24 protein-coding genes are annotated in these 25,266 nt (G+C 68.8%); 7 read left to right on the top strand and 17 right to left on the bottom strand.

Features of this window, described 5'->3' with window-relative positions; all coding sequences use genetic code 11:
* Position 1 precedes the first annotated feature (1 nt).
* Genes C0099_RS13080 through C0099_RS16030 form a run of 3 tightly spaced genes read right to left on the bottom strand, consistent with a single transcriptional unit; the run spans position 2 to position 4,432 of the window.
* Complete coding sequence (locus C0099_RS13080) at positions 2-1,333, bottom strand: sigma-54-dependent transcriptional regulator (RefSeq protein WP_102247827.1); 1,332 nt, start codon at positions 1,331-1,333, stop codon at positions 2-4.
* On the bottom strand, positions 1,330-4,281 hold the full coding sequence (locus C0099_RS13075) for a sensor histidine kinase (RefSeq protein ID WP_102247826.1): 2,952 nt from the start codon (positions 4,279-4,281) through the stop codon (positions 1,330-1,332). The genes C0099_RS13080 and C0099_RS13075 overlap by 4 nt, the downstream gene beginning before the upstream one ends.
* Complete coding sequence (locus C0099_RS16030; protein WP_164084932.1) at positions 4,274-4,432, bottom strand: hypothetical protein; 159 nt, start codon at positions 4,430-4,432, stop codon at positions 4,274-4,276. Before C0099_RS16030 ends, C0099_RS13075 begins: the two co-directional genes overlap by 8 nt.
* Before the next feature lie 96 nt (positions 4,433-4,528).
* Between C0099_RS16030 and C0099_RS13070 the strand changes: the two genes are divergently transcribed.
* The gene (locus C0099_RS13070) at positions 4,529-5,335 is read left to right on the top strand and encodes a sulfite exporter TauE/SafE family protein (protein ID WP_102247825.1); all 807 of its coding nucleotides are present in this window, start codon (positions 4,529-4,531) and stop codon (positions 5,333-5,335) included.
* 4 nt (positions 5,336-5,339) lie between these two features.
* Here C0099_RS13070 and C0099_RS13065 read toward each other — a convergent pair whose 3' ends face one another.
* The 14 genes from C0099_RS13065 to C0099_RS13000 form a co-directional block, all read right to left on the bottom strand.
* Entirely contained in the window at positions 5,340-5,675 is a 336-nt protein-coding gene (locus C0099_RS13065) for a hypothetical protein (protein ID WP_102247824.1), read from the bottom strand.
* Entirely contained in the window at positions 5,675-6,721 is a 1,047-nt protein-coding gene (gene ruvB, locus C0099_RS13060) for a Holliday junction branch migration DNA helicase RuvB (protein ID WP_102247823.1), read from the bottom strand. The genes C0099_RS13065 and ruvB overlap by 1 nt, the downstream gene beginning before the upstream one ends.
* 184 nt (positions 6,722-6,905) lie before the next feature.
* Positions 6,906-7,496 (bottom strand): Holliday junction branch migration protein RuvA, encoded by a 591-nt coding sequence (ruvA, locus tag C0099_RS13055; RefSeq protein WP_102247822.1) that lies wholly within the window; start codon positions 7,494-7,496, stop codon positions 6,906-6,908.
* 28 nt (positions 7,497-7,524) lie between these two features.
* Entirely contained in the window at positions 7,525-8,211 is a 687-nt protein-coding gene (locus C0099_RS13050; protein ID WP_102247821.1) for a UbiA prenyltransferase family protein, read from the bottom strand.
* The gene (locus C0099_RS13045; protein WP_102247820.1) at positions 8,208-8,888 is read right to left on the bottom strand and encodes a haloacid dehalogenase type II; all 681 of its coding nucleotides are present in this window, start codon (positions 8,886-8,888) and stop codon (positions 8,208-8,210) included. Before C0099_RS13045 ends, C0099_RS13050 begins: the two co-directional genes overlap by 4 nt.
* Positions 8,889-8,898: 10 nt before the next feature.
* Positions 8,899-10,350 carry a ribonuclease G gene (gene rng / locus C0099_RS13040; RefSeq protein ID WP_102247819.1) on the bottom strand — a complete coding sequence of 484 codons (1,452 nt, stop codon included), beginning with the start codon at positions 10,348-10,350 and terminating at the stop codon, positions 8,899-8,901.
* 152 nt (positions 10,351-10,502) lie between these two features.
* Positions 10,503-11,129 (bottom strand): Maf family protein, encoded by a 627-nt coding sequence (locus C0099_RS13035; RefSeq protein ID WP_102247818.1) that lies wholly within the window; start codon positions 11,127-11,129, stop codon positions 10,503-10,505.
* Entirely contained in the window at positions 11,126-11,596 is a 471-nt protein-coding gene (gene rlmH / locus C0099_RS13030) for a 23S rRNA (pseudouridine(1915)-N(3))-methyltransferase RlmH (RefSeq protein ID WP_102247817.1), read from the bottom strand. Before rlmH ends, C0099_RS13035 begins: the two co-directional genes overlap by 4 nt.
* A gap of 49 nt (positions 11,597-11,645) precedes the next feature.
* Positions 11,646-12,002, bottom strand: a complete 357-nt coding sequence (gene rsfS, locus C0099_RS13025; RefSeq protein WP_102247816.1) for a ribosome silencing factor — start codon at positions 12,000-12,002, stop codon at positions 11,646-11,648.
* Positions 11,999-12,676 (bottom strand): nicotinate-nucleotide adenylyltransferase, encoded by a 678-nt coding sequence (gene nadD, locus C0099_RS13020; protein WP_102247815.1) that lies wholly within the window; start codon positions 12,674-12,676, stop codon positions 11,999-12,001. The genes rsfS and nadD overlap by 4 nt, the downstream gene beginning before the upstream one ends.
* Complete coding sequence (locus tag C0099_RS13015; protein ID WP_173768959.1) at positions 12,657-13,427, bottom strand: BPSS1780 family membrane protein; 771 nt, start codon at positions 13,425-13,427, stop codon at positions 12,657-12,659. The genes nadD and C0099_RS13015 overlap by 20 nt, the downstream gene beginning before the upstream one ends.
* A 17-nt stretch (positions 13,428-13,444) precedes the next feature.
* Positions 13,445-14,392 (bottom strand): homoserine kinase, encoded by a 948-nt coding sequence (locus tag C0099_RS13010; RefSeq protein WP_102247814.1) that lies wholly within the window; start codon positions 14,390-14,392, stop codon positions 13,445-13,447.
* Between the two features lie 14 nt (positions 14,393-14,406).
* The gene (locus C0099_RS13005) at positions 14,407-14,724 is read right to left on the bottom strand and encodes a DUF2782 domain-containing protein (RefSeq protein WP_102248509.1); all 318 of its coding nucleotides are present in this window, start codon (positions 14,722-14,724) and stop codon (positions 14,407-14,409) included.
* Between the two features lie 62 nt (positions 14,725-14,786).
* Positions 14,787-15,512: an LOG family protein gene (locus C0099_RS13000; RefSeq protein ID WP_102247813.1), complete on the bottom strand. Its 726-nt coding sequence runs from the start codon at positions 15,510-15,512 to the stop codon at positions 14,787-14,789.
* A 90-nt stretch (positions 15,513-15,602) separates the two neighbouring features.
* Between C0099_RS13000 and polA the strand changes: the two genes are divergently transcribed.
* The 6 genes from polA (at position 15,603) to C0099_RS12970 (ending at position 25,188) form a co-directional block, all read left to right on the top strand.
* Positions 15,603-18,302 carry a DNA polymerase I gene (gene polA, locus C0099_RS12995; protein WP_102247812.1) on the top strand — a complete coding sequence of 900 codons (2,700 nt, stop codon included), beginning with the start codon at positions 15,603-15,605 and terminating at the stop codon, positions 18,300-18,302.
* On the top strand, positions 18,299-19,279 hold the full coding sequence (locus C0099_RS12990) for an NAD-dependent epimerase/dehydratase family protein (RefSeq protein WP_164084931.1): 981 nt from the start codon (positions 18,299-18,301) through the stop codon (positions 19,277-19,279). Before polA ends, C0099_RS12990 begins: the two co-directional genes overlap by 4 nt.
* Entirely contained in the window at positions 19,276-20,205 is a 930-nt protein-coding gene (locus tag C0099_RS12985) for an MraY family glycosyltransferase (protein ID WP_102247810.1), read from the top strand. The genes C0099_RS12990 and C0099_RS12985 overlap by 4 nt, the downstream gene beginning before the upstream one ends.
* A 30-nt stretch (positions 20,206-20,235) precedes the next feature.
* Positions 20,236-22,119: a polysaccharide biosynthesis protein gene (locus C0099_RS12980; RefSeq protein WP_228151592.1), complete on the top strand. Its 1,884-nt coding sequence runs from the start codon at positions 20,236-20,238 to the stop codon at positions 22,117-22,119.
* A gap of 111 nt (positions 22,120-22,230) precedes the next feature.
* On the top strand, positions 22,231-23,169 hold the full coding sequence (locus tag C0099_RS12975; RefSeq protein WP_123785269.1) for a glycosyltransferase family 2 protein: 939 nt from the start codon (positions 22,231-22,233) through the stop codon (positions 23,167-23,169).
* A gap of 33 nt (positions 23,170-23,202) precedes the next feature.
* Positions 23,203-25,188 (top strand): HAD family hydrolase, encoded by a 1,986-nt coding sequence (locus tag C0099_RS12970; RefSeq protein ID WP_102247808.1) that lies wholly within the window; start codon positions 23,203-23,205, stop codon positions 25,186-25,188.
* Positions 25,189-25,266 lie beyond the last annotated feature (78 nt).

Below are 25,266 nucleotides of genomic sequence, written 5' to 3'. Positions count from 1 at the left end.
CTCAGCGCGAGTCGGCCCGCGGGCGCGGGATGCCCATGCGCGCGCGCCGCTCCCACAGCGCCTTGCGGCTGATGCCCAGGCGTCGCGCGAGCTCGGTCTCGGTGAGCGTGCCCTGGTGCTCGATGACGAAACGCTGGAAGTAGTCGTCGAGACTCAGCTCGCCGGTGGCGTCGCGCCGGCCGGCCGCCGCGTGCAGTGCGAGCAGCTCCGGCGTGATGGCATCGTCGGCAAGGATCACCGCGCGCTCGATGGCGTTGCGCAGCTCGCGCACGTTGCCCGGCCAGCGATGGCGCTGCAGCGCCGCCAGCGCTTCCGGCGTGAAGGCCGGGCGCGGCTTCTTGATACGCTTGCAGGCCTGTTCCAGATGGAATTCGGCCAGTAGCGGGATGTCGTCGCCGCGCTCGCGCAGCGGCGGCAGGTGGATCTGCATGACTTCGAGGCGGTAGTACAGGTCCTCGCGGAAGCTGCCCTCGCGCACCATCTGTTCCAGATCGCGGTGGGTCGCGGCGACCAGTCGCACATCCACCGTGCGGCTGGCGGTGGCACCGACGCGGCGGATCTCGCCGTCCTGCAGTACGCGCAGCAGACGCGACTGTGCGGCGGTGGTCAGCTCGCCGATTTCGTCGAGGAACAGCGTGCCGCCGTCGGCCGCCTCGATCAGCCCGCGGTGGCTCGAGGTCGCACCCGTGAAGGCGCCCTTCTCGTGGCCGAAGAGCTCGGATTCGAGCAGCGTCTCGGGGATGCTCGCGCAATTGACCGAGACCAGCGGCACGCCCGCGCGCGGGCTCTTGGCGTGCAGCGCGCGCGCTACCAGTTCCTTGCCGGTGCCCGACTCGCCGCGGATCAGCACCGTGGTGTCGGTGGGTGCGACCTTGGCCAGCGTCGCGCACACCTTGGCCATCGCCGGCGAGCGGCCGATCATGCCCTCGATGGGGTAGATCTGTGCCAGGTCCTTGCGCAGATGGTCGTTCTCGCGCTCCAGTCCGCGCTGGCGCAGCACGCGCGCGACCATCATCAGCATCTCGTCGTGATCGAAGGGCTTGGCGATGTAGTCGGCCGCCCCCAGGCGCATGGCCTCGACGGCCGAGCGCACGCTGGCATAGCTGGTCATGATCAGCACCGGCGTCTCGCCCGCCTCGGCGAGCAGGTCGATGCCCTCGCCGTCGGGCAGGCGCAGGTCGCACACGATCAGGTCGAAGCGTGTGTCGCGGCAGCGCTCGCGCGCCTCGCCCAGATCGGCGGCCTCGGCGCAGCGGTAGCCTTCGCGTTCGAGCAGGCGGCGCAGCGCGCCGCGGATCACGGCTTCATCGTCGACGATCAGGATGTGTCTCATGCAGGCGTGGCCTCCGCGGGCAGGCGCAGCGTGAAGCGCGTGCCACGTTCGGGTCGGTTCGCGGCCGAGACCGTGCCGCCATGTTCGTCGACGATGCTGTAGACGACCGACAGCCCCAGCCCCGTGCCCTGACCGGCCGGTTTGGTGGTGAAGAAAGGTTCGAAGATGCGCTCGATCAGCTCCGACGGAATGCCGCGGCCCTCGTCGTCGACGCTGATTTCCACCGTGTCGCCATCGCGTCGTGCCTCGACGCGGATGCGATCGCCTTCGCCTGATGCGTGGATCGCGTTCGACAGCAGGTTCACGAACACCTGGAGCATGCGCTGGGCGTTGGCATGCACCTCGATGTCGGGCGGTACGTGGTTCTCGCAGACGATGCCGCGGCCCTCGCGACCGAGTTGCACCAGGTGGATGGCCTCGTCCACGCACTCGCGCAGGCGCACGGCCTCGCGTGTGGCCGAGGGGTCGTTGCCGGCGTGGGCGAAGGTGATCAGCGACTGCACGATGTCGCTGATGCGCCGCGTCTGCACCAGGATCTGGCGCACGCAGGCGTCCTGTTCGGCCGCATCGGTCTCGAAGCGCAGGTTCTGCGCGAGCGAGGCGATGCCGGTGAGCGGGTTGCCGATCTCGTGCGCCACGCCGGCGGCGAGTCGACCGATCGATGCCAGCCGGTCGTTGTGCGTGACTTCGCTTTCGAGTACATGCAGTTCGGTCAGGTCCTCGACCAGCACCACTGTGCCTTCGATGCCGGCCGGGCCGGTGCCCTCGCCGCCGAGCGACTCGATCGCCGCCTTGTGCAGGTTGATCCAGCGGTCGTGGCCGCGCACGCCGAACTGCAGCTTGTACAGATGGTTCTCGTCGCCCTCGGTGAAGGCGGAGAGCACCCCCTGCCAGGGCGGATCGAGGTCCGCCAGCGTGCGTCCGATCGCCCGGTTGCCGGCAATGCCCGAGATGCGCGCCATGGCCGAGTTCCAGATCAGGATTTCGCCCTCGGGGGTGAGCGAACACACGCCCAGAGGCAGTTCCTCGAGCACCTCGCGGTGATAGCGGCGCAGCGTGTCGAGTTCGGCTGCGAGGCCCTGCAGGCGCACGTTCGAGTGCGCAAGCCGCGCCTCGACGAAGCGCAGACTGTCGGCCAGCGCACGGCGCGCCGGCGGTGCGACCTGCAGGCGGTTGTCCACGATCATGCGCGACAGGGCCGGACCGATCAGGCCTGACAGGTTGCGCTCCAGCCGCTCGCGCAGCCGCCCCAGTTCGGCCGGGCGCGAAGCGTTGTGCGCCAGTCCCAGATCGGAGAGCGCGCGCGCAAGTTCCATGTTCGCCGTCTGCGGCCCGAGCGCCTGCGCCAGTCGTTCCTCGAATTCGCCGACGCTGCGCGCTTCGGGCACGGTGGGTGGCGTCTCGGCCGCGTCGCGCGGACGCATTGCCGCAGCCGCCGCCTGTTCGCGCTCGGTCGGGCGCGTGAGCAGCGAGCCGGCGACGAACAGCGCGCCGTTGATCGACAGCGACCAGAAGGTGGCGAAGGTCCAGCGGTCCTGGCTCGACGCGCCCAGCCAGTGCTGCAGGTTGAAGTCGCTCACCGGCAGGCCGGACTGGAAGAGCAGCGGCAGGATCAGCGAGGTTGCCCACACGCCGATGCCGCCGATCAGCCCGGCCAGAAAGCCCGTGCGCGTGGCGCGCGGCCACAGCAGCAGGCCGGCCAGCCCGGGCAGGAACTGCGTGACCGCGACGAAGGAAATCAGGCCGATCTGCACCAGTCCGTGATGCACCTCGAGCAGACGGTAGAAGCCGTAGCCCATGGCGATGATCACCACGATCAGCGTGCGCCGGCCCCACAGCAGCCAGCCGTACAGGTTCTCGCGCGGCAGCGTCTGCTGCTGGAAGTGTGCCGGCAGGATGAGGTGGTTCAGACACATGCCGGCCAGGGCCAGCGTGGTGACGATCATCATCGCGCTGGCCGCCGACACGCCACCGACGAAGGTCGCCAGCATCAGCCAGCGCGAACCGTGTTCGGCGACCAGGCCGAGCACGTAGTAATCGGCCGACATGTCCAGGTCGGCGGCATGACCGGCCCACAGGACGAGCGGAATCGGCAGGTTGAGCAGCAGCAGGAAGGCCGGGAAGGCCCAGGCCGCGGTCTTGAGCGCACGCGGGTCCATGTTCTCGACGAACAGCATGTGGAACTGGCGCGGCAGCAGGAAGCCGGCCGCGAAGGCCAGCAGGATGCAGGTGAACCACGGCCCCTCGCGCACCGGCGCGTACAGCGCATGGATTGCCGACGGGTGCTCGCTGAGCCAGTGCCCCAGACCGTCGGGACCACCGAACACGCCGAACAGCGCCAGCGCCCCGACACCGAGCAGGGCGAGCAGCTTGACGGCCGATTCGAAGGCGATCGCCACCACCAGACCCTCGTGCTTTTCGCGCGGCGTGATGTGACGCGCGCCGAACAGGATCGCGAACAGCGTGAGCGTCGCGCAAAAGCCCAGAGCCAGCAGGTGCGGCGGCGCTTCCTGCGTGATCACGGCCACCGATTCGGACACCGCCTTGATCTGCAGCGCGATGTAGGGCAGCACGCCGACGAGCATGAACAGCGTCACGACGGTGCCGGTCCACGGACTCGGGTAGCGGAAGGCGAAGAGGTCGGCGATCGACGTGAGCTGGTGTTCGCGCACCAGGCGCAGCAGCGGTGCGAGCATCACCGGCGCGAGCACGAAGGCCAGCGTCACGCCAATGTAGATGGTGAGGAAGTTGTAGCCCTGGATCTGCGCGAAGCCGACGCTGCCGTAGTAGGTCCACGAGGTCGCGTACACGCCCAGCGCCAGCGCATAGACCAGGGGGTGGCGCACCAGCGAATCCGGCAGCCAGCGGTTGTCGGTGGCGTAGGCGACGAAGAACAGCGCCGCCAGATAGGTGACGCCGACCGCGTAGAGGGTGCCGATCTCAGACATCGCGTCGCTGCACCAGGGCGATCAGCACGATCAGCAGCGCCCACAGCAGATAGGGCGTGTACCACGGCAGCATGCCCGAGGCCCACCAGTGCACCCACGGCGACGCGAACATCAAGGTACCGAACAGGAACAGGATGACGATCTTGTCCATCGGCGATCTCCGGATGGCGCTCTGGTGTTACGAACTGTAACATGAGGGCGCGCGTCGAAAAACGACTTTTGCGCGCGAACCGACAGGAGTGGACGCATGAGTTTCGACGTGTGGTGGATGGCCTATCTCGCGCTCGGCGCGGTGGCGGGTTTTCTGGCGGGTCTGCTGGGGATCGGCGGCGGCGGCATGATGGTGCCGATCCTGACCTCGATCTTCGTCGCGCAGAGCGTGCCGCTGGCCAATGTCGTGCATCTGGCGCTGGGCACGGCGATGGCGGTGATGGTGATCACGTCGATTTCCAGTCTGCGCGCGCATCACCGCCTGGGTTCGGTGCGTTGGGACATCGTGCGCATGATCACGCCGGGCGTGATGATCGGCGCCTTCGCGACGACCTTCTTCGCCGCGGCCGTGGCGTCGAAGGCGCTGGCGTTGTTCTTCGCCATCTTCATGGCCTTCATGTCGGCGCAGATGATGATCGACGTCAAGCCCAAGCCCACGCGCGACTTGCCGGGGCCGCTGGGCGTCGGCGCAGTGGGACTGGGCATTGGCGGTATCTCGTCGCTGGTGGCGATCGGCGGCGCGGCGTTGTCCGTGCCCTACATGGTGTGGTGCAACGTGCGTCTGCAGCACGCCATCGGCACGTCCGCGGCGATCGGCTGGCCGGTCGCGGTGGCCGGCGCGATCGGCTATCTGGTCAACGGGCTCGACGTGCCCGGCATGCCCGAGTACAGCATCGGATTCATCTACCTGCCGGCGCTGGCGACCGTCGCCGTGGCGGGCGTGCTGACCGCGCCACTGGGCGCCAAGCTCGCCCACCGCATGCCGGTCAAGCGGCTCAAGAAGGTCTTCGCGGTGTTCTTCCTGCTGCTGTCGGCGAAGATGGTGCACACCGTGTTCTTCTGAGCGTTCAGCGCGTGGCCGGCGCCGATGCCTCCGGGTTGGGCACGACCTCGCCGTTCCATATCGCCACGCCGATCAGGGCCGTGGCGAGCATCGCAAGCGCGAAATAGGCGATCTGCCAGATCCGGCTGGCCGGGCGGCCACGACGCGCCTGCAGGACTGCCATCGCGCCGAGTCCGGCCATCACGAACAGCGCGGCGCCGAGCATTCGGGCATCGGTGCCCGACAGGTGCAGCGCCAGTGAAGGATCTCCGCGCGCCGGCCAGTAGAAATCATCGCCCTGCACCAGCCATGCACCGCCGGTGATGCACAGCAGGATCGCGAAGGCGAGGAACAGGCGCATCAGGGGAAGAGTTCGTCGTCCTGCCCCGGGCGGGCGAGCCCGAAGTGACGCCAGATCGCGGCCGTGGCCACGCGCCCGCGCGGCGTGCGCTGCAGGTAACCCTGCTGGATCAGATAGGGTTCGAGCACATCCTCGATGGTGTCGCCCGCCTCGCCGATGGCCGCGGCGAGGTTGTCCAGGCCCACCGGACCGCCGCCGAACTTCTCCAGCATCGCGCCGAGCAGCTTGCGGTCCATCATGTCCAGGCCGAGCGCATCGACCTCGAGCATCGACAGCGCCGCATCGGCCACTGCGGCCGTGATGTGCCCGCCGGCCTTGACCTCGGCGTAGTCGCGCACGCGGCGCAGCAGGCGGTTGGCGATGCGCGGCGTGCCGCGTGAGCGTCGTGCGATCTCGATCGCGCCGGCCTCGTCGATGGCCACTTCCAGCAGGTTCGCAGAACGGGTCACGATGAAACCCAGTTCGTCGGGTGTGTAGAACTCCAGCCGCGAGACGATGCCGAAGCGGTCGCGCAGCGGATTGGTGAGCATGCCCGCGCGCGTGGTCGCGCCCACCAGCGTGAACGGCGGCAGGTCGAGCTTGACCGAGCGCGCCGCCGGACCCTCGCCGATCATGATGTCGATCTGGTAGTCCTCCAGCGCCGGGTAGAGGATTTCCTCGACCACCGGCGAGAGGCGGTGGATCTCGTCGATGAACAGCACGTCATGCGGTTCGAGGTTGGTCAGCAGCGCGGCCAGGTCCCCTGCGCGCTCGAGCACCGGCCCCGAGGTCTGGCGCAGGTTCACGCCCATTTCGGCGGCGACGATGTGCGCCAGCGTGGTCTTGCCCAGCCCCGGCGGGCCGAACAGCAGGACGTGGTCGAGCGCCTCGCCGCGTCCACGCGCGGCGGCGATGAAGATCTCGAGCTGCTCGCGGATCTTCGCCTGGCCGACATACTCGGCCAGACGCTTGGGGCGCAGCGCGCGCTCGATGGCGTCCTCGCGGCGGTCCGCCGGCTCGGCCGATACGATGCGCGGGCCCGCGCCCAGTTCGTCGGTTTCGATCATGGCGGAAGTTTAGCCGGTTCGCTTGTGTAGGTCGCGTCGAGCCGCAGGCGAGTGCGACACTGCCGCCCGGGGTGCTCACCCCTTTGCCAGAGGTAGGGCGCAATAACTGCAAGGCATTGCGCCGTATTGGTCGGGTATTCGGCGCAATGCGCTTCGCTTATTGCGCCCTACGCAGACTGCTCTTTTACGCCTTGGCAAGCCGCTTGAGTGCATGCCGGATGCCGTCGGATACCGACACCTCCCCGGCCAGGTCCTTCATCGCGGCCAGCGCTTCGCGCTCGCTGTAGCCGAGCGCCACCAGCGCGTTGAGGATGTCGCTGCGCTCGTCCGCTGGTGCGGCTTCGGCGCCGGTCGCCGACAGACTGGGCACGGCGCGGCCGAGCTTGTCGCGCAGTTCGAGCAGCAGGCGCTCGGCGGTCTTCTTGCCGATGCCGGGGATCTTCACCAGGCGCCCGGCTTCCTGCAGTGTCACCGCCTGCGCCAGTTCGGTGACCGACATCCCCGAGAGCACGGCCAGCGCCATGCGCGCGCCCACGCCCGAGACCTTGATCAACTGGCGGAAGGCGGCGCGCTCGTCGGCGCTGGCGAAGCCGAACAGGAAATGACCGTCCTCGCGCACCACCAGATGCGTGAACAGCGTCACGCGCGAACCGGTCGCGGGCAGGCCGTAGAAGGTGCTCATCGGTACGTCCACTTCGTAGCCGACGCCGCCGGCGTCGACCACGATCTGCGGCGGGGATTTCTCGATAAGCGTGCCGGTCAGGCGTCCGATCATGGGTCGGTCTCTTTAGAGGAGCTGGGTCTCAGAACAGGGGGAAATGGTCGGCCAACAGCAAACCGGCGACGAGCAACACGCCATGGATCAGCGCCGCGATCCCGCACAGGCGCACGGCGCGTGCCATCTCGTCGGCGTCGTCGAAATCCTCGTACAGCACGCGCACCGCGCGCAAGGACACGACGATGCTCAGCGCTGCCGCAGCGCAGGCCTGCGGCAGCGCGTCGCGGCCGACCTGTGCGATCAGCCACAGATAGGCCGGCAGCGCGCAGCCGAACAGCCACAGCTTGGCATTGATCGGCGCGATCGCCGCGGCGAGCGAATCACGCCCGGCCTCGACGTCCTCGCCGCGCCGCGCAAAGCCGCGCGCCAGGGGCACGCAGGCGGCCAGCAGGGCCAGCGGCAGGCCGACGGCGAACGCCGTGAAGCTCCACGCGCCGCGCACCAGATGGTCGCTGCCGACGACCAGCAACAGCAGGAACAGTGCCGGCAGCACGGTGGCGAACACCAGATCGAACAGCGGCGCGAAGCGGTCACCGCCGACGCGTTGCACGGTGCGCGTGAAGCCCAGATAGGCGGGCGCGGCGAGCACCAGCGCGAGCGCGCCCTTGAATGCATCGAACGGTACACCGTCGGCCTGCGCCGCGGCCAGCCCCAGCGCGGCGGCGAGCGCGGCCAGCGCCGGGCCGCTCCACTCAATGAGGCGATCGTTCATGCGAGCCACTGCGTCAGTGCGGACAGATCGGCAATCTCGCCGTCGGGCGTGTGCGGAATGCGTTCGGGCGCCTGTCTGAAGCGGTTGCACCACAGCACGCGAAAGCCGAAGGCCTTGGCCGAGTAGGCGTCCCAGCCGTTCGACGACAGGAAGCAGACCTGTTGCGGTGCGACACCGAAGTGTGTCGTGGCCAGCGCATAGACCGACGGATGCGGCTTGAACACGCCCACGGCCTCGACCGACATCACGGCGTCGAGCCGGTCACCGATGCCGGCATTGGCCACCGCCGCGTCGAGCATCGCCGGCGAGCCGTTGGACAGGATCGCCCGGCGCATGCCGCGCGCTGCCAGCGCATCGAGGGTATCGGGTACTTCCGGGTAGGCGTCGATGGCCAGATAGGCCTGCATCAGCCGCTCGCGCAGCGCGTCGTCGTCGATGTCCAGTTGCGCCAGCGAAAAGTCCAGCGCGTCGCCGGTGACCTGCCAGAAGTCGGCGTGATGGCCGGCCAGCCCGCGCAGCCAGGTGTATTGCAACTGCTTGTCGCGCCACAGCGAGGCCAGCGCCTGCCAGCGCTCGCCCAACGCGTCCCGTGCGCTGCGCGCGACACTTGCCGGGTCGAACAGCGTGCCATAGGCGTCGAACACGCATAGGCGGATGTCTTCGAGCGTCTGACTCATGTCGCCTCCGTCACAGCAGCACGATGTCGAACTGTTCCTGGGTGTAGCTGGCCTCGGGGTGCAGCGAGATCTTCTTGCCGATGAAGTCCGAGAGCATCGCCAGCGCCTGAGACTCCTCGTCGAGAAAAAGGTCGACGACGTTGGGCGCGGCGAGCAGGCGGAACTCCCTGGCGTTGAACTGGCGCGCCTCGCGCAGCAGTTCGCGCAGGATCTCGTAGCACATGGTGCGCGCGGTCTTGACCTCGCCGCGGCCCTCGCAGGTCGGACAGGCTTCGCACAGCAGATGGGTGAGCGACTCGCGCGTGCGCTTGCGCGTCATCTCGACCAGACCCAGGCCGGTGAAGCCGTTGACGCTCATGCGCGTGTGATCACGCGCGAGTGCCTTCTTGAGTTCGTCGAGCACCTGACTGCGGTGCTCGAGGTTCTCCATGTCGATGAAGTCGATGATGATGATGCCGCCCAGGTTGCGCAGACGCAGCTGGCGCGCGATGGTCTGGGCGGCCTCGAGGTTGGTCTTGAAGATGGTGTCGTCGAAGTTGCGCGCGCCGACGAAGCCGCCGGTATTGACGTCGATGGTGGTCATCGCCTCGGTCTGGTCGACGATCAGATAGCCGCCGGACTTCAGATCGACGCGGCGCGCCAGCGCCTTCTCGATCTCGACCTCGACGTTGTGCAGATCGAACAGCGGGCGCTCGCCGGCGTAGTGCGAGAGCAGCGGTACGACCTTGGGGCTGTACTCCTCGGCGAAGGCGAACAGGCGCTGGTAGTTCTCGCGCGAATCGACGTGGATGCGGTCGGTGTCGTCGGTGACCAGATCGCGCAGCACGCGCTGAGCCAGATCGAGATCCTGGTGCAGCAGCGCCGGCGGGCTGGCGACCTGTCCGCGGTTGCCGATCTCGGTCCATAGCTTGCGCAGATAGGCGATGTCGGCGGCCAGTTCCTCGTCGCTGGCCGATTCGGCCATGGTGCGCACGATGAAGCCGCCCGCCTCGTCTTCGGGAATGAGCGCGGCGAGCCGCTCGCGCAGGCGCTCGCGCTCGGTCTCGTCCTCGATGCGCTGCGAGATGCCGATGTGCTTGTCCTGCGGCAGATACACCAGCATGCGCCCGGCCAGGCTGATCTGCGTAGACAGCCGCGCCCCCTTGGTGCCGAGCGGATCCTTGAGTACCTGCACGGTCACGCTCTGGCCTTCGTTGAGCAGGCGTTCGATGCAGCGGTTGTCGCCGTTGGGGCGGTCGCTCCAGATGTCGGCCACATGAAGGAAGGCGGTGCGCTCCAGGCCGATGTCGATGAAGGCCGACTGCATGCCCGGCAGCACGCGCACCACGCGCCCCAGATAGACATTGCCGACGATGCCGCGGTTGGCCGTGCGCTCGACGTGCAGTTCCTGCACCACGCCTTGTTCGGTGAGCGCCACACGCGTCTCCTGCGGCGTGCAGTTGATCAGGAATTCCATGCTCATTTCTCGTGCCCGATGGGAAATTCGCAAGACCGGCACGCCTTGCCTTGCGAATGGCTCATCGTTCGCCGGGTTGAAAACTGGCGGCGCAAGCCGGCCCGGGCGTGTGGGCGGACCCACGCACCCGGGGGCGGGAAAACCGGGTGGGCCCGTTCTCAGCCGAGCACGGGCAGGCCGAATTGCTCCAGCAGCGACGCCGTTTCGAACAGCGGCAGCCCCATGATACCGCTGTGACTGCCGCGAATGTCCTCGACGAACACCGCCGCACGTCCCTGGATGCCGTAGGCGCCGGCCTTGTCCATGGGTTCGCCGCTCGAGACGTAGGCGCGGATCTCGGCCTCGGACAGTTCGCGAAAGCGCACCTCGCTGATGCTGGTCAGGCACTTGCAGCGCGTCTCATCGGCCAGCGCCACGGCCGTGAGTACGCGGTGGGTCCGGCCCGAAAGGCGCGCGAGCGTCGCGCAGGCGTCGGCCGGGGAAGTCGGCTTGCCGATGATCTCGCCGTCGACTTCCAGCGTGGTGTCGGCACCCAGCACCGGTCGGCGCACCAGGCCGCGCATGAACAGGCGGCGCACGCCGGCTTCGGCCTTCATGCGCGCGAGCCGTGCGACGTAGGTCTCGACGTCCTCGCCGGGCAACGGGGTTTCGTCCACATCGTCGTCGGCGCGTTCGTCCTGGCGGAACAGCAGCATGTCGAAGCGTACGTCGATCTGGCGCAGCAGTTCGCGACGGCGCGGGCTGCGCGAGGCAAGGTAGATGCGGGGTCGGACGGATGGATTCATTCGCGATGATAGGGATGGTTGCGGGTCACGCTCCACGCGCGGTAGAGCGCCTCGGCCAGCAGCGGGCGCACCAGCGCGTGGGGCAGGGTGAGACTGGACAGGCGGATGGCCTCTGTCGCGTCGCGCTTGAGCGAATCGGCCAGACCGTCCGGTCCGCCGACGATCAGCGCGACGTCCTCGCCCGACTCGCGCCAGGCTGCCAGCCGGGCGGCCAGCGCCGCGGTGGTGAGGTCGCGCCCGTGCTCGTCGAGGATCACGCGACGGCAACGCGCGGGCAGGGCGGCGGTGATGCGCGCGGCCTCGGCCGCCTGCATGGCCTCGACGGTCTTGCCGGTGTTGCGTGGTTCGGCCTTGACCTCGACCAGTTCGAGCGGCATCTCGCGCGGCATGCGGCGCGCGAATTCGGTGAAGCCGGCATCGACCCAGGCAGGCATGCGCGTGCCGACGGCAACCACCAGCAGCTTCATCGTGTCGGCCGCAGGCGGGGCAGCGGGCGGTCGTGCGAGCGCATCGCGCTCAGGCCTTGTCGGGGATCCGGCGCGTGCCCGACGGGGTCGCCGCCCACAGCTCCTCGAGGTTGTAGTAGCTGCGAATGGCCGGCTGCATGATGTGCACGACGACGTCGGCCAGATCGACCAGCACCCACTCGCCGCCGTCCTCGCCCTCGACGCTGATGACTTCGCCGCCGGCAGCCTTGACCTTCTCCTGCACGTGGCGCGCGAGCGCGCGTGTCTGGCGGTTCGAGTCTGCGCTGGCGACGATGACGCGGTCGAACAGCGGGGTGAGCTTCGCGGTATCGATGATTTCGATGTCGCGCGCCTTGATGTCCTCGAGCGCGTCGACGACGGTCTTTTCCAGTGCTTCCAGTTTCATCGGGTTCCGCGATACAGACAGTGGCGGCCAATATAGTCGACAACGGAATCGGGGAGCAAATAGCGCGCGCTGCGCCCGTGTGCGACCAGATTCCGGATGTGCGTGGCCGAGATCGACAGCGGCGTCATGTCGAAGGGCACGATCGCACCTGCAGGGCTTGCACGCAAAGCGGCGGGCTCATGCGTGACACGGTCGCCGCACAGGTGCGCGAGTTGCGATGGCATCGCCTGAAGCCACCGGCGATCATGACCGGGTCGGTTGGCCACCGCGATGTGGGCCAGCCCGAGCAACTCGTCGCAGCGATGCCAGCGCGGCAGGCCGGCGAAGGCATCGGCGCCCAGGATCAGCACCAGGGCCCGGCCCGGCCCCTCGCGCTGGCGCAGGCGCTCGAGCGTGAGCACCGTGTAGCTGCGCCCGGCCGCGCGCACTTCCAGATCCTCGCAGCGCAGCAGCGCATTGCCGGCGACGGCCAGTTCGACCATCGCCAGGCGGTGCTCGGCGCTCGAACCGGGTGCTTCGCGGTGCGGCGGCGTGCCGGCCGGGATCAGGGCGACCTCGGCCAGCCCGAGTGATTCGCGCGCTTCCTCTGCCAGGCGCAGGTGGGCGAAGTGAATCGGATCGAAGGTGCCGCCGAGCAGACCCAGCGGGCGTGCATCAGGCGATGGGGCCGTCATGGGTGTCGATGCCGAACACGTCGCGCGCGTTGACATAGAAGCTTGCGAAGGTCACCGGGATGAGTACCAGCGGCAGCACCAGCACCAGCAGGGTCGACAGCAGCGGCGAGATCATGCCGGCGATGTTGACGATGAAGCTCGGCAGCATGCCCAGCATCACCAGCAGCGAGGCACCGAAGGCAAGCAGCGGGCGCCAGTTCTGCACGCAGGCATAGAAGCTGAAGAACATCGCCTTGGCGGCGGGCACCTTCCACCAGCCGGCGAGGATCGGCGCGAACCAGTACGCCGCGAGCACCGGCAGCGACAGCGCCACCGCGGCGAACAGGCCGGCACCCAGATCGGGCAGCGGGCCCTCGGGGTCGAGCTCCTCCTGGCCGGTCATGATGCGCAGGATCATGCCGTCGTCGAACAGCGCGGTGAGCATCAGCACGACGATGCTCGCGGCCAGATAGATGCCGCCGATCGCCACCAGTTGCGGGACGTTGCTCTTGAAGCCGGAGAACAGCACGTCGGGCCCGACCTTGCGGCCTTCGTCGACGGCGCGGCAGGTGTTGAGCACGCCCAGCGACATCACCGGCATCAGCAGATAGGCGATGACCTGACCGATCAGCGGAATCGAGCCGAGCACCAGCAGCGTCAGCATGTAGGTGAAGGAGGCGAAGATGAGCACCGCGGGGTTGCGGCGCCACAGTCTCAGGCCGTCGGCGATCCAGCCCCAGCCGCGTTGCAGCGGAAGTCGTCGTGCTTGCATTGCATGTGTCTCGGGTGTCAGGGCCGGTCCGGCAGGCGCGCCTCGCCGTCGATGCGCGCCACCAGGATCCGGCGGTATTCGTTCGGGTCCTTGACCTGCACCATCTCGCCGCTGCGCGGCAGGTGCAGGTCCTCGATGCGCGACAGCCAGAAACGCAGCGCGGCCGCGCGCAGGGCGGCCGGCCACAGGCGTCGCTCGTGTTCGGTGTACGCGCGCTCGTCGCCGTAAGCCTCGAGCAGTGCGGCACTGCGCGCGGCGTCGAGGCTGCCGTCAGCCATGGTACACCAGTCGTTGACGGTGACCGCGAGGTCGAACAGCAGCGTGTCCGTGCCGGCGAAATAGAAGTCGATCACGCCGCCGATGAGCTCGCCGTCCCACAGCACGTTGTCGCGAAACAGGTCGGCGTGGATCACGCCCTGTGGCAGCGCGTCGAAGTCCTGCTGCGCCTGCCAGGCCAGCTCCGTGCGCAGCAGTTCGGCGTCTTCCGCGCCCACATGCGGCAGGACGCGCTCGGCCACTTCCGCGCGCCACTGCGCGCCGCGCGGATGCGGCTGGCGACGGCCGTAGGACTGGCCCGCCAGATGCAGGCCGGCGAGCATTGCGCCCACACGCGTGCAGTGCGCCGGCGTGGGGTCGGTGAGCCAGCGCCCGGACAGCCGGCGCACCAGCGCCGCCGGGCGGCCCGAGAGCGTGCCCAGATACTCGTTGTTGCGATCGGCCACCGGCGCCGGCACGGGCAGGCCGTGATGCGCCAGGTGGGCGGTCAGGTGCAGGTAATAGGGCAGGTCGGCGCGCGCGACCGTCTCGAACAGCGTCAGCACGTAGCGCCCGAGCGTGGTCGTGACGAAGAAGTTGCTGTTTTGCACGCCCGCGGCGATGCCCTCGAAGGACACCAGCCGGCCCACGGCGTAGTCGCCCAGCCAGCGCGCCAGATCGTCCTCGGTGACGGCAGTGAAGACCGACATCGGCTAGCGGCCACTCACCAGGACTTGATGACCCACATCGGCACCGACAGCTCGGGCTTCTGGTCGTGGCGGATCATCACGCCGTCGCCCGCGCGGTCGACGAGGTAGTAGGGCACGCCATGCGGCGGCGTCACCTTGACCATGTAGAGGCGGCCGTCGATGCGGTATTCCTCGACGCGGTCGCCGCCACGTTGCAGGATGGTCACCTCGGGTTCGACCGGGTCGTCGGTCATGCCCTCGGGCGGCGGCGGCGGGGGTTCCAGCGGCTCGAGCATCTGCGCGGCCAGTGGCGCGGACAGTGCGAGCAGCAGGATCATCAGCAGGCGTTGCATGGCGTTCTCCATCGGTTGCGCCCATTCTAGCGCCTTCCGCGCGGAGCGTTGCCGCCGCTCTGTTACAGATTGAGCATCAGTTCGTGTTCCTCGGGCAGCGGCAGGAAGCCGCGCGTCTCGTAGTGCTTGAAGATCGCCGTGACGACCTCGGCCGGCTCGTCGATGACCTGCACCAGGTCGATGTCCTCGGCGCGGATCATGCCCTCGGACACGAGGCGCTCGCGGAACCAGTCGAGCAGGCCGGTCCAGAAAGGCGTGTGCACCAGGATCACCGGGATGCGCCGGCTCTTCTTGGTCTGGATCAGCGTGAGTACTTCGAGCAGCTCGTCGAGCGTGCCGAAGCCGCCGGGCAGCACGACGTAAGCGGTGGCGAACTTGACGAAGGCGTACTTGCGCGCGAAGAAGTGGCGAAAGCCCTGGGAGATGTCCTGGTAGGCGTTGCCGTGCTGCTCCATGGGCAGGTCGATGTTCAGCCCCACGGACGGGCTCTTGCCGTGGAAGGCGCCCTTGTTGGCCGCTTCCATGATGCCCGGGCCGCCGCCCGAGAGCACCGCGAAGCCCGCATCCGAGAGCTGGCGGGCGATGTCCTCGGTCAGCGCGTAGTAGGGATGGTCGGTGCGCGTGCGCGCGCTGCCGAAGATCGACACCGCCGGGCGGATCGGGGCGAGCCGTTCGGTCGCCTCGACGAACTCTGACATAATTCCGAAAATCCGCCAGGACTCGCGCGCGTTGAAGCGCTGCGTGTCGGCTGTCGGGGGGCCGTGCGGGAGCTTTTCTTTGGCCGTCATGCGGTTCTCTTTTCGTCGTTTTCTGTTTATGCCCGTGCGATGTTGGACCGGCCGGGCCATCGGCGGTTTCGCCACGAGGATTTCCGGTAAATGCCCACGCTGCTGCTCGTAGACGGTTCCAGCTATCTGTATCGCGCCTTTCACGCGTTGCCGGACCTGCGCAATTCGGCCGGTGAGCCCACCGGCGCGGTGCGGGGCGTGCTGTCGATGCTGCGCCGGCTCGAGAGCCAGTACGCGGCAGAGTATCGCGCCTGCGTGTTCGACGCCAAGGGCAAGACCTTCCGCGAGGACTGGTATCCCGAATACAAGGCCCATCGGCCGCCGATGCCCGACGACCTGCGCGTGCAGATCGAGCCGCTGCACGAGGGGGTCGAGGCCGAGGGCTGGCCGCTGCTGATGATCGACGGGGTGGAGGCCGACGACGTCATCGGCACGCTCACGCGCCACGCGGTCGAGGCCGGCTGGGAGGTCGTGATCTCGACTGGCGACAAGGATCTCACGCAGCTCGTGCAGCCAGGCGTGCGCTGGGTCAACACCATGACCGAGGAAGTGCTCGACGAGGCCGGCGTCACCGACAAGTTCGGCGTGCCGCCCGAGCGCATCGTCGACTATCTGTCGCTGGTCGGCGACACCGTGGACAACGTGCCCGGCGTCGAAAAATGCGGCCCCAAGACGGCGGTCAAATGGCTGACCCAGTACGGCACGCTGGACGCGCTGATCGAGCACGCCGATGAAGTCGGCGGCAAGGTCGGCGAGAACCTGCGCCGGCATCTGGACTTCCTGCCGATGGGGCGCAAGCTGGTGACCGTGCGCACCGATCTCGATCTGCCCTTCGAGCCCGACGACCTGCGCGCCCGCGGAGACGACAAGCCGCGCCTGAAGAAGCTCTACGAGCGCATGGAATTCCGCAGCTGGCTGCGTGACCTCGACGGCAGGACCGAAGTCGTGCCGGCCGAGGCCGAGCCGGCCGACGACGAGCCCGAAGGGCGCGACTACGTCACCATCCTGTCGTGGGACGATTTCGACGCCTGGCTGGCGAAGATCGAGGCGGCCGAGCTCACCGCCTTCGATACCGAAACCACCAGCCTCGAGCCGATGAAGGCGCGCCTGGTCGGCATGTCGTTCGCGGTCGAACCGGGACAGGCCGCCTATCTTCCGCTCGCGCATCGCGGCGCCGATGCCCCCGAGCAACTGCCGCTCGACGAGGTGCTGGAAAAGCTGCGCCCGTGGCTGGAGTCGGACAAGCACGCCAAGCTCGGCCAGAACCTCAAGTACGACGCCCATGTGCTCGCCAACCACGGCATCGCCTTGCGCGGCATCCGCGAGGACACGCTGCTCGAATCCTACGTGCTCGAATCCGACAAGCCGCACGACATGGATTCGCTTGCCGCAAGACACCTAGGCGTGAAGACCATTTCCTACACCGAGGTGTGCGGCAAGGGCGCCAAGCAGATCGGCTTCGACGAGGTCGCGGTGGACCGCGCCACCGAATACGCCGCCGAGGATGCCGACATCACGCTGCGCCTGCACCGGCGCTTCGCGCGCCAGTTCGAGCGCGAATCGCGCCTTGCCGATCTGTACCGCGACATCGAACTGCCGACGATGCAGGTGCTCTTCGGCATGGAGCGCACCGGCGTGCTGATCGACGCCTTCGTGCTCGCCCAGCACTCCGAGGAACTGGGCCGGCGCATGCATGAACTGGAGCGTGAGGCACATGAGCTGGCCGGCCAGCCGTTCAACCTCGGCTCGCCCAAACAGCTCGGCGAGATCCTCTTCGGCAAGCTCGGCCTGCCGGTCGTCAAGAAGACCGCCACCGGACAGCCATCGACCGACGAGGACGTGCTCAGCCAGCTCGCCGACGATTACCCGCTGCCGAAGCTGCTGCTGGAGCACCGCGGCTTCGCCAAGCTCAAGAGCACCTATGCCGACAAGCTGCCGCGCATGGTCGACCCCAGGACCGGCCGCGTGCACACCAGCTTCTCGCAGGCCACGGCGGTGACCGGACGGCTCGCCAGCTCCGACCCCAATCTGCAGAACATCCCCATCCGCACCCCGGAGGGGCGGCGCATCCGCCAGGCCTTCATCGCACCGCGCGATCACCTCATCGTCTCGGCCGACTATTCGCAGATCGAGCTGCGCATCATGGCGCATCTGTCGAACGACGCGCGCCTGCTCGAGGCCTTCGCGAACGGGGAGGACGTGCACCGCGCGACCGCCTCCGAAGTGTTCGGCGCGCCGCCGGCCGAGGTCACGAATGAGCAGCGCCGTTACGCCAAGGTAATCAACTTCGGCCTGATCTACGGCATGAGCGCGCACGGGCTGGCGCGCAACCTCGGCATCGAGCGTTCCGCCGCCCAGGGCTGGATCGACCGCTATTTCGCGCGCTACCCCGGCGTGGCCCGGTACATGGACCGCACGCGTGCCGAGGCGCGCGAGCGCGGCTATGTCGAGACCGTGTTCGGTCGCCGGCTGTACCTGCCCGAGATTCGCGCCCAGCAGGCCGGGCGTCGCCAGGGCGCCGAGCGTGCCGCAATCAATGCGCCGATGCAGGGCACGGCGGCCGATCTGATCAAGCGCGCGATGATCGCCGTGGATCGCTGGCTGTCCGCAGAGAAGATGAAGTCCCGCCTGGTGCTGCAGGTGCATGACGAACTCGTGCTCGAGGTGCCGAACTCGGAACTGGCCCGTATCCGCGAGGAATTGCCGAAGCTGATGGGTGGCGTGGCCGAACTGGCCGTGCCGCTGCTCGTCGAGGTCGGTGCGGGCGACAACTGGGACGAAGCGCATTGAGCGAGGCCAGGCGGCGCGTACTCGTAACGGGGGCTGGCGGCTTTCTCGGCACGCGCATTGCCGCCGCGCTGGACGATGGCTTCGAAGTGGTGCGCATGTTCCGCCATGGCAACCCCGGCCCGGGCGTGGCGATCGCCGATCTGGACGACGAGCGCGCGCTCGCGCGAGCCTGCGAGGGCGTGGCCTTCGTCGTGCATTGCGCCGGCCACGCGCATGCGCACGGCGCGCGCGATGACGCCGCCGCGCACGAGCGCATCAACCGCCTGGGCACGCGGCGACTCGCCGAAGCGGCCGTCGCGGCTGGCGTGCGACATCTGGTGTTCCTGTCCAGCGTCAAGGCCGCGGGGCATCCGGGCGGCGCGGTCGCCGACGAATCCTGGCCGGCGCCACCGGACACGCCCTATGGCCGATCCAAGCGCGCCGCCGAGGACGCGCTCGCGCAACTCTGCGCAGATTCCCCCATGGTCGCGACCAGTCTGCGTCTGGCGATGGTCTATGGCCACGGCAGTCGCGGCAATCTGGAACGCATGCTCGCCGGCATCCGCGCCGGCTGGTTTCCGCCCCTGCCGCATACCTGCGGGCCGCGCTCGATGGTGCATGCGGCCGATGTCGTCGCTGCCGTGCGTGCCGTGCTCGGCGCGCCGACGGCGAGGAGTCGTACCTTCATCGTCGCCGACGCCGAGCCGCATACGGCCGCCCGGATCTACGATCTGACGCGGGCGTTGCTGGGGCTTTCGCCAATGCGCTGGCGCGTGCCGGCGGCGGTGCTGCGTGCGGCCGGCCATGCGGGCGACGCCGCGGGGCGGCTGTTGCGCCGACGCATGCCGCTCGATACGGCTGCGGTCTCGCGCCTGCTCGACCCGGAGTGCTACAGCCCGCGCGCGATCGAGCGCGAACTGGGTTGGCGCGCGCGTGTGGCGCTGGCCGACGGCCTGCGCGAAGCGCTAGGCGGCGAACTGCCCAGGGCGGTGCCATGAACTATGTCGTGGTCTTCGCCGCATCGCTGTTCGTCGCCATGGCGCTGATCGCGCTGCGCCTGCGCTTCGCCGACCATGGGCTCGACGTGCCGGGCGAGCGCTCGCTGCACGTCGCGCCGACGCCGCACGGTGGCGGCGTGGCGATCGTGCTCGTCGCACTCGCGACCGGTGCCTGGGCCGGTGTCGATGCCGTCTGGCTGCTCGCGATCATGGTGCTGGCGGTGGTGTCGATGCTGGACGACTGGCGCGGGCTGCCGTTCGCGCCGCGCCTGGCGGTGCACCTTCTGGTCGCGGCAAGTGTTGTATTTGTGGCGCATCCGGGCGGTCTGGTGGCGGGTCTTACAATGACCATCGCGATTGCATGGGCGACTAATGCGTACAATTTCATGGACGGCGCAGACGGGCTCGCCGGCGCGATGGCGCTGGTCGGCTTCACCGCCTACGGCGCGGGCTTCGCGCTCGCGGGTCATGGCGCACTGGCGCTAATGTGCATTGCCGTCGCGGGAGGCGCTGCCGGGTTCCTGCGCTACAACTGGCATCCGGCACGCATCTTCATGGGCGACGTGGGTGCCATTCCGCTGGGCTTCATGGCAGGTGGGTTTGGCTGGGTTGGCGCAGTGGCCGGCGCATGGCCGGTGTGGTTCGGGCCGATGGTGTTTGCCCCCTTTCTGCTCGACGCCACCTGGACGCTGGCGCGCAGGGCACTGCGGGGAGAGCGCGTATGGCAGGCGCATCGCGAACACGTCTATCAGCGCATGGTGCGCGCCGGCATGGGCCACGGGCGCATGTGCCGGCACTGGGCGCTGGCGATGGCCGGAGGTGCGGCGCTGGCGCTGCTGATGCGCATGCAGGCCGGGTGGGGCTGGGCCGTGTTCGTGCTATGGTGCGCCGGATTGATTTTCTGCGGCCGGCGCGTGGTCCGCTAGATGCAACGGGATGATGACGCTTTGATTAACGTGGCTCTTCGCTCGAACTGGCGGTCGCTGGCGGTCTTCGTCTTCGATATGATCGCCGTCACCGCCGCCTGGGGCGGCGCCTTCCTGCTGCGCTTCAACGGCGACATTCCCTCCGAATACCTTTCCCTGTTGTGGACCGGCCTGCTGGTGCTGCTCCCCGCCCAGGCGCTGATCTTCCGCGGGGCCGGCCTGTACCGCGGCATCTGGGTCTTCGCCAGCATGCCCGACCTGCTGCGCATCCTGCGCGCGGCGGCGATCAGCATCTTCGCGATCGCGGTCGGCGTGGTGCTGCTCGCGCCGCAGCCGCCACTGCCGCGCATCGTCTTCGTCGCCTATCCGCTGCTGCTGATCCTGATCATGGGCGGCGGGCGCGCGATCTACCGCGTATTCAAGGAGCATCGCGAGTTCGGCGCGCTGCGTGGCGTGGGCAAGCCGGTGATCGTGCTCGGGGCGGGGCGCGAGGCGGCCAACCTGGTCGAGGAACTGGGCCGCTCTGCCGAATGGAACGCGGTCGCGATGCTCGACGACGATCCGGCCAAGCGTCACCGCGAGATCTTCGGCGTGCGCGTGCTCGGCGGCATCGACGAGGTCGGGCGCTGGGCCGAGATACTGAAGGCGCGCCACGCCATCATCGCCATGCCCGAGGCCAGCCCGGCACGCCACCGCGCGGTGGCCAATCTGTGCCTGGAAGCCGGCGTGCAGGCCTTCACGCTGCCAGCCATCGGCCAGATCATCAGCAACCATGCGGCGATCACGCAGCTGCGCCGGCTGCACGTGGAGGATCTGCTGGGGCGCGAGCCGGTGGCGATCGATTCGCCGCAGGTGCGCGAACTGTTCGCCGGCCGCGTCGCCATGGTCACCGGCGCGGGGGGCTCCATCGGCGCGGAACTATGCCGCCAGATTGCGCGCTTCAATCCGGCGCGCATCGTCGCCTTCGAATTGTCCGAATTCGCGCTGTATACGCTGCGCGAGGAATTCGCCGAGCGCATGCCCGAGATCGACCTGGTGCCGGTCGCTGGCGACATCAAGGATCGCGCACGCGTGGCCGAAGTGCTCGAACGCCACGCGCCGGCCATCGTCTTCCACGCCGCGGCCTACAAGCATGTGCCGCTGATGGAGGAGCACAACGCCTGGCAGGCCGCGCGCAACAACGCGCTGGGAACGCTGGTGCTCGGCGAGGCGGCGATGGAGGCCGGTGTCGACAAGTTCGTGCTGGTGTCCACCGACAAGGCGGTGAATCCCACCAACGTGATGGGCGCCACCAAGCGTCTGGCCGAGGTCGTGTGTCAGGACCTGCAGGCACGCTCGACGCGCACGCGCTTCGAGATGGTGCGCTTCGGCAATGTGCTGGGCAGCGCCGGCAGCGTGATCCCGAAGTTCCAGGCGCAGATCGAGCGCGGCGGTCCGGTCACCGTCACCCATCCGGAGATCACGCGCTACTTCATGGCCACGCACGAGGCCGCCCAACTCCTGTTGCAGGCCGCCGCGATGGGCGAGGGTGGCGAGATCTTCGTGCTCGACATGGGTGAGCCCATCCGCGTGCTCGACCTGGCGCGTCACATGATCCGGCTCTCCGGCTACGCCGAATCCGAGATCTCCATCGTCTTCACCGGCCTGCGCCCCGGCGAAAAGCTCTACGAGGAAGTGCTCGCCAACGCCGAACAGACCCGGCCGACCCATCATCCCAAGCTGCGCGTGGCCCGTTCGGTGATGCCCGAGGGCTTCATCATGACCGAACTGCGCGACTGGCTCGCCCACCGCGGCACGCGTGGCGATGACGAGGTGCGCCGCGATCTGCGTCGCTGGGTGCGTGAGTACGCGCCGTACAATCCGCCCAAGCCGGTGCTGGTCGCCCGGGGGCAGGAAAACGTGACAGGCGCCTGATGCGCATGGTGCGGGCTGGGCGGCGCCGATTGCGAGAGTCGGGGAAATCACACCGAGGTTACCGCCCGGACCGTTTTCTCCCGTTGTGCGGATGACGCGCCGGTGGACTACATGAGCGCCTCGCGCCGCCCGGCCCGGGTCGCGATTCTCCTCGCGACCTGCAATGGCGTGCCCCACCTCGCCGAGCAACTCGCCTCGATCGCTGCGCAGCGGCACCGCGACTGGACGCTGTACGTGTCCGATGACGGCTCCGCCGATGCGACGGGCGAGCTCGTCGCCGACTTCGCCCAGCGTCACGACGGTGCCCGTGTTCATCTGGGCGACGGGCCTTGCCGCGGCTTCGTCGCCAATTACCTGTCGCTGACCTGCCGCGCCGATGTCGAGGGCGATTGTTTCGCGTTCTGCGACCAGGACGACATCTGGGAGGCGGATCATCTTTCGCGCGCCGTTGGCTGGCTCGCCGGCGTCGATGCGGGCGTGCCCGCGCTGCACTGCTCGCGCACGCGCCTGATTGACGCGCGGGGACGTGTGCTTGGCCTGTCGGCACCGTGTCCGCGGCCGCCGTCCTTCGCCAATGCGCTGGTGCAGAGCCTGGCCGGGGCCAATACCATGGTCTTCAATCGCGCGGCACTGGAGCTGCTGCGGCGCGCCGGCCCTGCGGTGGCGGCGGCATCGCATGACTGGTGGCTGTATCTTCTGGTCACCGGCGCCAACGGCCGGGTACGGTACGATCCGGAACCCACGGTGCGCTATCGTCAGCACACCGACAACGCCCAGGGCACGAATCGGGGTGTGCGCGCACGCGCGCGTCGCTGCGCGGAGTTGCTCGGCGGACGCATGCGCGGCTGGAACGATGCGCACTGCGCCGCGCTCGACGCACTCGGGGATGCGCTCGCTCCCGAACACCGGGCGCGGCTCGCACGCTTTCGCAGGCTGCGCGCGCAGCGCGGCCTGGCGGCGCTGCGAGCCTTCCGCGAGGCAGGCTTGTACAGACAGAAGGGAATCGACAATGTTGCGCTCATGCTCGCCGCCGCGCTCGGCCGCCTGTGATCCGCGCCCGCGCCGGGGCAGGCCGTGACGGCGATGCGCGTACTCGGCCAGGCATTGCGCTACGGACGCACCTGGGGGGTTCGCGCGGCCGTGCGCCGGGCGCTGGCGGAGCTGCGCAACGCCTGGCGGCGCGCCGGTGGCAGCCGGCGTGAGGCCGCGCCGGACTTCGATCAGGCGGCCTTCGATGCGACGCTCGCCGACCCGCACCTCGCCGCGGTCGTGTTCGATGTCTTCGACACACTGGTCGAGCGTCCGCTGGCGCAGGCCGACGACGCGCACCGCGTGATCGCTCTGCGTCTGGATGACCCGGCCTTCGTCGAGCGTCGCCGCGCTGCCGAGGACGCGGCAAGACGCCGAGCGCACGGAGAGGTCGGGCTGGCCGATATCGCTTCGGCATACGCGGCCCGGCATGATGCCGACCCCGCGGCTCTGCAGGCGGTCGAGACCGCGGTCGAGCGTGATCTCGCCGTGCCGCGCGCCGCCGGCCTGAACCTGCTGCAGGCGGCCCGCGCGGCGGGCAAGCGCGTGATCATCGCCAGTGATACCGCGCTGCCGCGTGCGGCGATCGAGGCCATGCTCGCCAACGCCGGCATCGTCGCGGGTGCCGATGTGTACGTGTCCTCGGCCCTGGGCGAGCGCAAGTCCACCGGCGCGCTCTACCAACGGATTCTGTCCGATACCGGCCTGCGCCCGCAGCAGCTGCTGGTGGTCGGCGATCACGTCCTGTCGGACGAAGCCATGCCGAAATCGCTGGACCTGCGGACCTGCCGCCTTCCGTCCGCTGCGGAAGTCAGCGTCGGCTTCCCGCGCTTCGTCGCCTGGGCCGGGCGGCGACGGCACGACGGTCTCGGTGCAAGCGTGCTGACCGGGCTGCTGGCGCGCCGCATGTATTCGCATCCGGCGACCTCGCGAGATCGCGCCTCGCTGGTGCAGGGCGCGCGCGCGGATATCGGCTATGCCGTGGTCGGGCCGCTGCTGGTCGGCTTCTGCCAATGGCTCGCCGATCGCGCATGCCGCGACGGCGTGCGCCGCCTGCATTTCGTCGCGCGCGAGGGGCGCGTGCTGCTTGACGCCTTTCGCCGCCTGCATGCCGACGCGCCGGCGCTGCCCCAGGCGGATTATCTGGTGCTGTCGCGTCGCGCCGTGTCGGTGCCGGCGATGCACGATCGCGAAGACGTCCTCGAGGTTGCACGCACGGCCTGGCTGCCGACCGGGCTCGGCGAATTCCTCGAGCGCCGTTTCGGCCTGCGCCTGTCGGATACCGAACTCGAGGCGTTCGACGCCGCCGGTCTGTGGCCGCGGGAGCGCAAGGTGGCGGTAGTCTCCGGCCGCATCGAGGCGCTGCTCCCGGTGCTCGACGCGCTGATGGAGCGCATCCTCGCCCAGGCCGAGGACGAGCGCGAGGCGCTTCTCGCCTATCTGCACGAGCGCGCGCTCGGCGAGGGCTCGGCGATCGTCGACGTCGGTTACGCGGCCAGCACCCAGGCACGGCTGTGTGCGCTGAGCGGCGCGCGCGTGCATGGCTATTATCTGCTCACGCGCGAAGTCGCCGCGGACACGCGCGCGCGCTTCGATGTCGCCGCCGACGGCTGCTTCGCGCACGATGTGGCCACGCCCGAGGATTCGCCGCTGTTGCGCTATTGCCTGGGGCTGGAACTGCTGCTGGGCGCGGACGAGGCGCAGGTGGTGCGCTACCGCCTCGCGGGCGGGGCGGTCGTCGCGCAGATGCAGGCGCTCTCCGACGTGGAGCACGCCAGTGCGCCACTGCGCGCCGAGATCCGAGCCGGCGCGATGGCCTTCATCGATGACTGGCGCGACGCGGCACGCCGCATCGACGCGCCGCTTGCGATCGATCGCGGGCAGGTCGTCGATCTCTTCCGCGAGTTCTGGGAAGGCATCAGCGCGAGCGAGCGCGCGCTGCTCGCCGACATTGCCGGCGACGACCACTATTGCGGGCGCGGCGTGGTGCGCATCGACGAGCTTTTCGGCGGTGGCAGGCGTGGCGGGCAAAGGGGATAGAATGTACGGCTATGTGTCGCCCCTCGCTGCGCTCGCAGCGACCTACGGGCGAGGCCGTCGATTCTGCGGTTTTTGTAG

The organism is Pseudazoarcus pumilus (genome assembly GCF_002872475.1).
GTDB lineage: Bacteria > Pseudomonadota > Gammaproteobacteria > Burkholderiales > Rhodocyclaceae > Pseudazoarcus > Pseudazoarcus pumilus.
The sequence above is the reverse complement of the archived record's forward strand: the minus strand, read 5'-3'. Positions and strand labels throughout refer to the sequence as shown.

Excerpts from the sequence above, each read along its gene's own strand:
- C0099_RS13065 (WP_102247824.1), bottom strand. The coding sequence starts at position 5,675 with ATGCGCCTGTTCCTCGCCTTCGCGATCCTGCTGTGCATCACCGGCGGT.
- C0099_RS13015 (WP_173768959.1), bottom strand. The coding sequence starts at position 13,427 with ATGCAAGCACGACGACTTCCGCTGCAACGCGGCTGGGGCTGGATCGCC.
- C0099_RS16030 (WP_164084932.1), bottom strand. The coding sequence starts at position 4,432 with ATGGACAAGATCGTCATCCTGTTCCTGTTCGGTACCTTGATGTTCGCG.
- ruvA (WP_102247822.1), bottom strand. The coding sequence starts at position 7,496 with ATGATCGGACGCCTGACCGGCACGCTTATCGAGAAATCCCCGCCGCAG.
- C0099_RS13050 (WP_102247821.1), bottom strand. The coding sequence starts at position 8,211 with ATGAACGATCGCCTCATTGAGTGGAGCGGCCCGGCGCTGGCCGCGCTC.
- polA (WP_102247812.1), top strand. The coding sequence starts at position 15,603 with ATGCCCACGCTGCTGCTCGTAGACGGTTCCAGCTATCTGTATCGCGCC.
- rng (WP_102247819.1), bottom strand. The coding sequence starts at position 10,350 with ATGAGCATGGAATTCCTGATCAACTGCACGCCGCAGGAGACGCGTGTG.
- C0099_RS13010 (WP_102247814.1), bottom strand. The coding sequence starts at position 14,392 with ATGTCGGTCTTCACTGCCGTCACCGAGGACGATCTGGCGCGCTGGCTG.
- rlmH (WP_102247817.1), bottom strand. The coding sequence starts at position 11,596 with ATGAAGCTGCTGGTGGTTGCCGTCGGCACGCGCATGCCTGCCTGGGTC.
- C0099_RS13070 (WP_102247825.1), top strand. The coding sequence starts at position 4,529 with ATGAGTTTCGACGTGTGGTGGATGGCCTATCTCGCGCTCGGCGCGGTG.
- C0099_RS13005 (WP_102248509.1), bottom strand. The coding sequence starts at position 14,724 with ATGCAACGCCTGCTGATGATCCTGCTGCTCGCACTGTCCGCGCCACTG.
- nadD (WP_102247815.1), bottom strand. The coding sequence starts at position 12,676 with ATGACGGCCCCATCGCCTGATGCACGCCCGCTGGGTCTGCTCGGCGGC.
- C0099_RS13045 (WP_102247820.1), bottom strand. The coding sequence starts at position 8,888 with ATGAGTCAGACGCTCGAAGACATCCGCCTATGCGTGTTCGACGCCTAT.
- C0099_RS12970 (WP_102247808.1), top strand. The coding sequence starts at position 23,203 with ATGCGCGTACTCGGCCAGGCATTGCGCTACGGACGCACCTGGGGGGTT.
- C0099_RS13035 (WP_102247818.1), bottom strand. The coding sequence starts at position 11,129 with ATGAATCCATCCGTCCGACCCCGCATCTACCTTGCCTCGCGCAGCCCG.
- C0099_RS12975 (WP_123785269.1), top strand. The coding sequence starts at position 22,231 with ATGAGCGCCTCGCGCCGCCCGGCCCGGGTCGCGATTCTCCTCGCGACC.
- ruvB (WP_102247823.1), bottom strand. The coding sequence starts at position 6,721 with ATGATCGAAACCGACGAACTGGGCGCGGGCCCGCGCATCGTATCGGCC.
- C0099_RS13000 (WP_102247813.1), bottom strand. The coding sequence starts at position 15,512 with ATGACGGCCAAAGAAAAGCTCCCGCACGGCCCCCCGACAGCCGACACG.
- C0099_RS13075 (WP_102247826.1), bottom strand. The coding sequence starts at position 4,281 with ATGTCTGAGATCGGCACCCTCTACGCGGTCGGCGTCACCTATCTGGCG.
- C0099_RS12985 (WP_102247810.1), top strand. The coding sequence starts at position 19,276 with ATGAACTATGTCGTGGTCTTCGCCGCATCGCTGTTCGTCGCCATGGCG.
- C0099_RS13080 (WP_102247827.1), bottom strand. The coding sequence starts at position 1,333 with ATGAGACACATCCTGATCGTCGACGATGAAGCCGTGATCCGCGGCGCG.
- rsfS (WP_102247816.1), bottom strand. The coding sequence starts at position 12,002 with ATGAAACTGGAAGCACTGGAAAAGACCGTCGTCGACGCGCTCGAGGAC.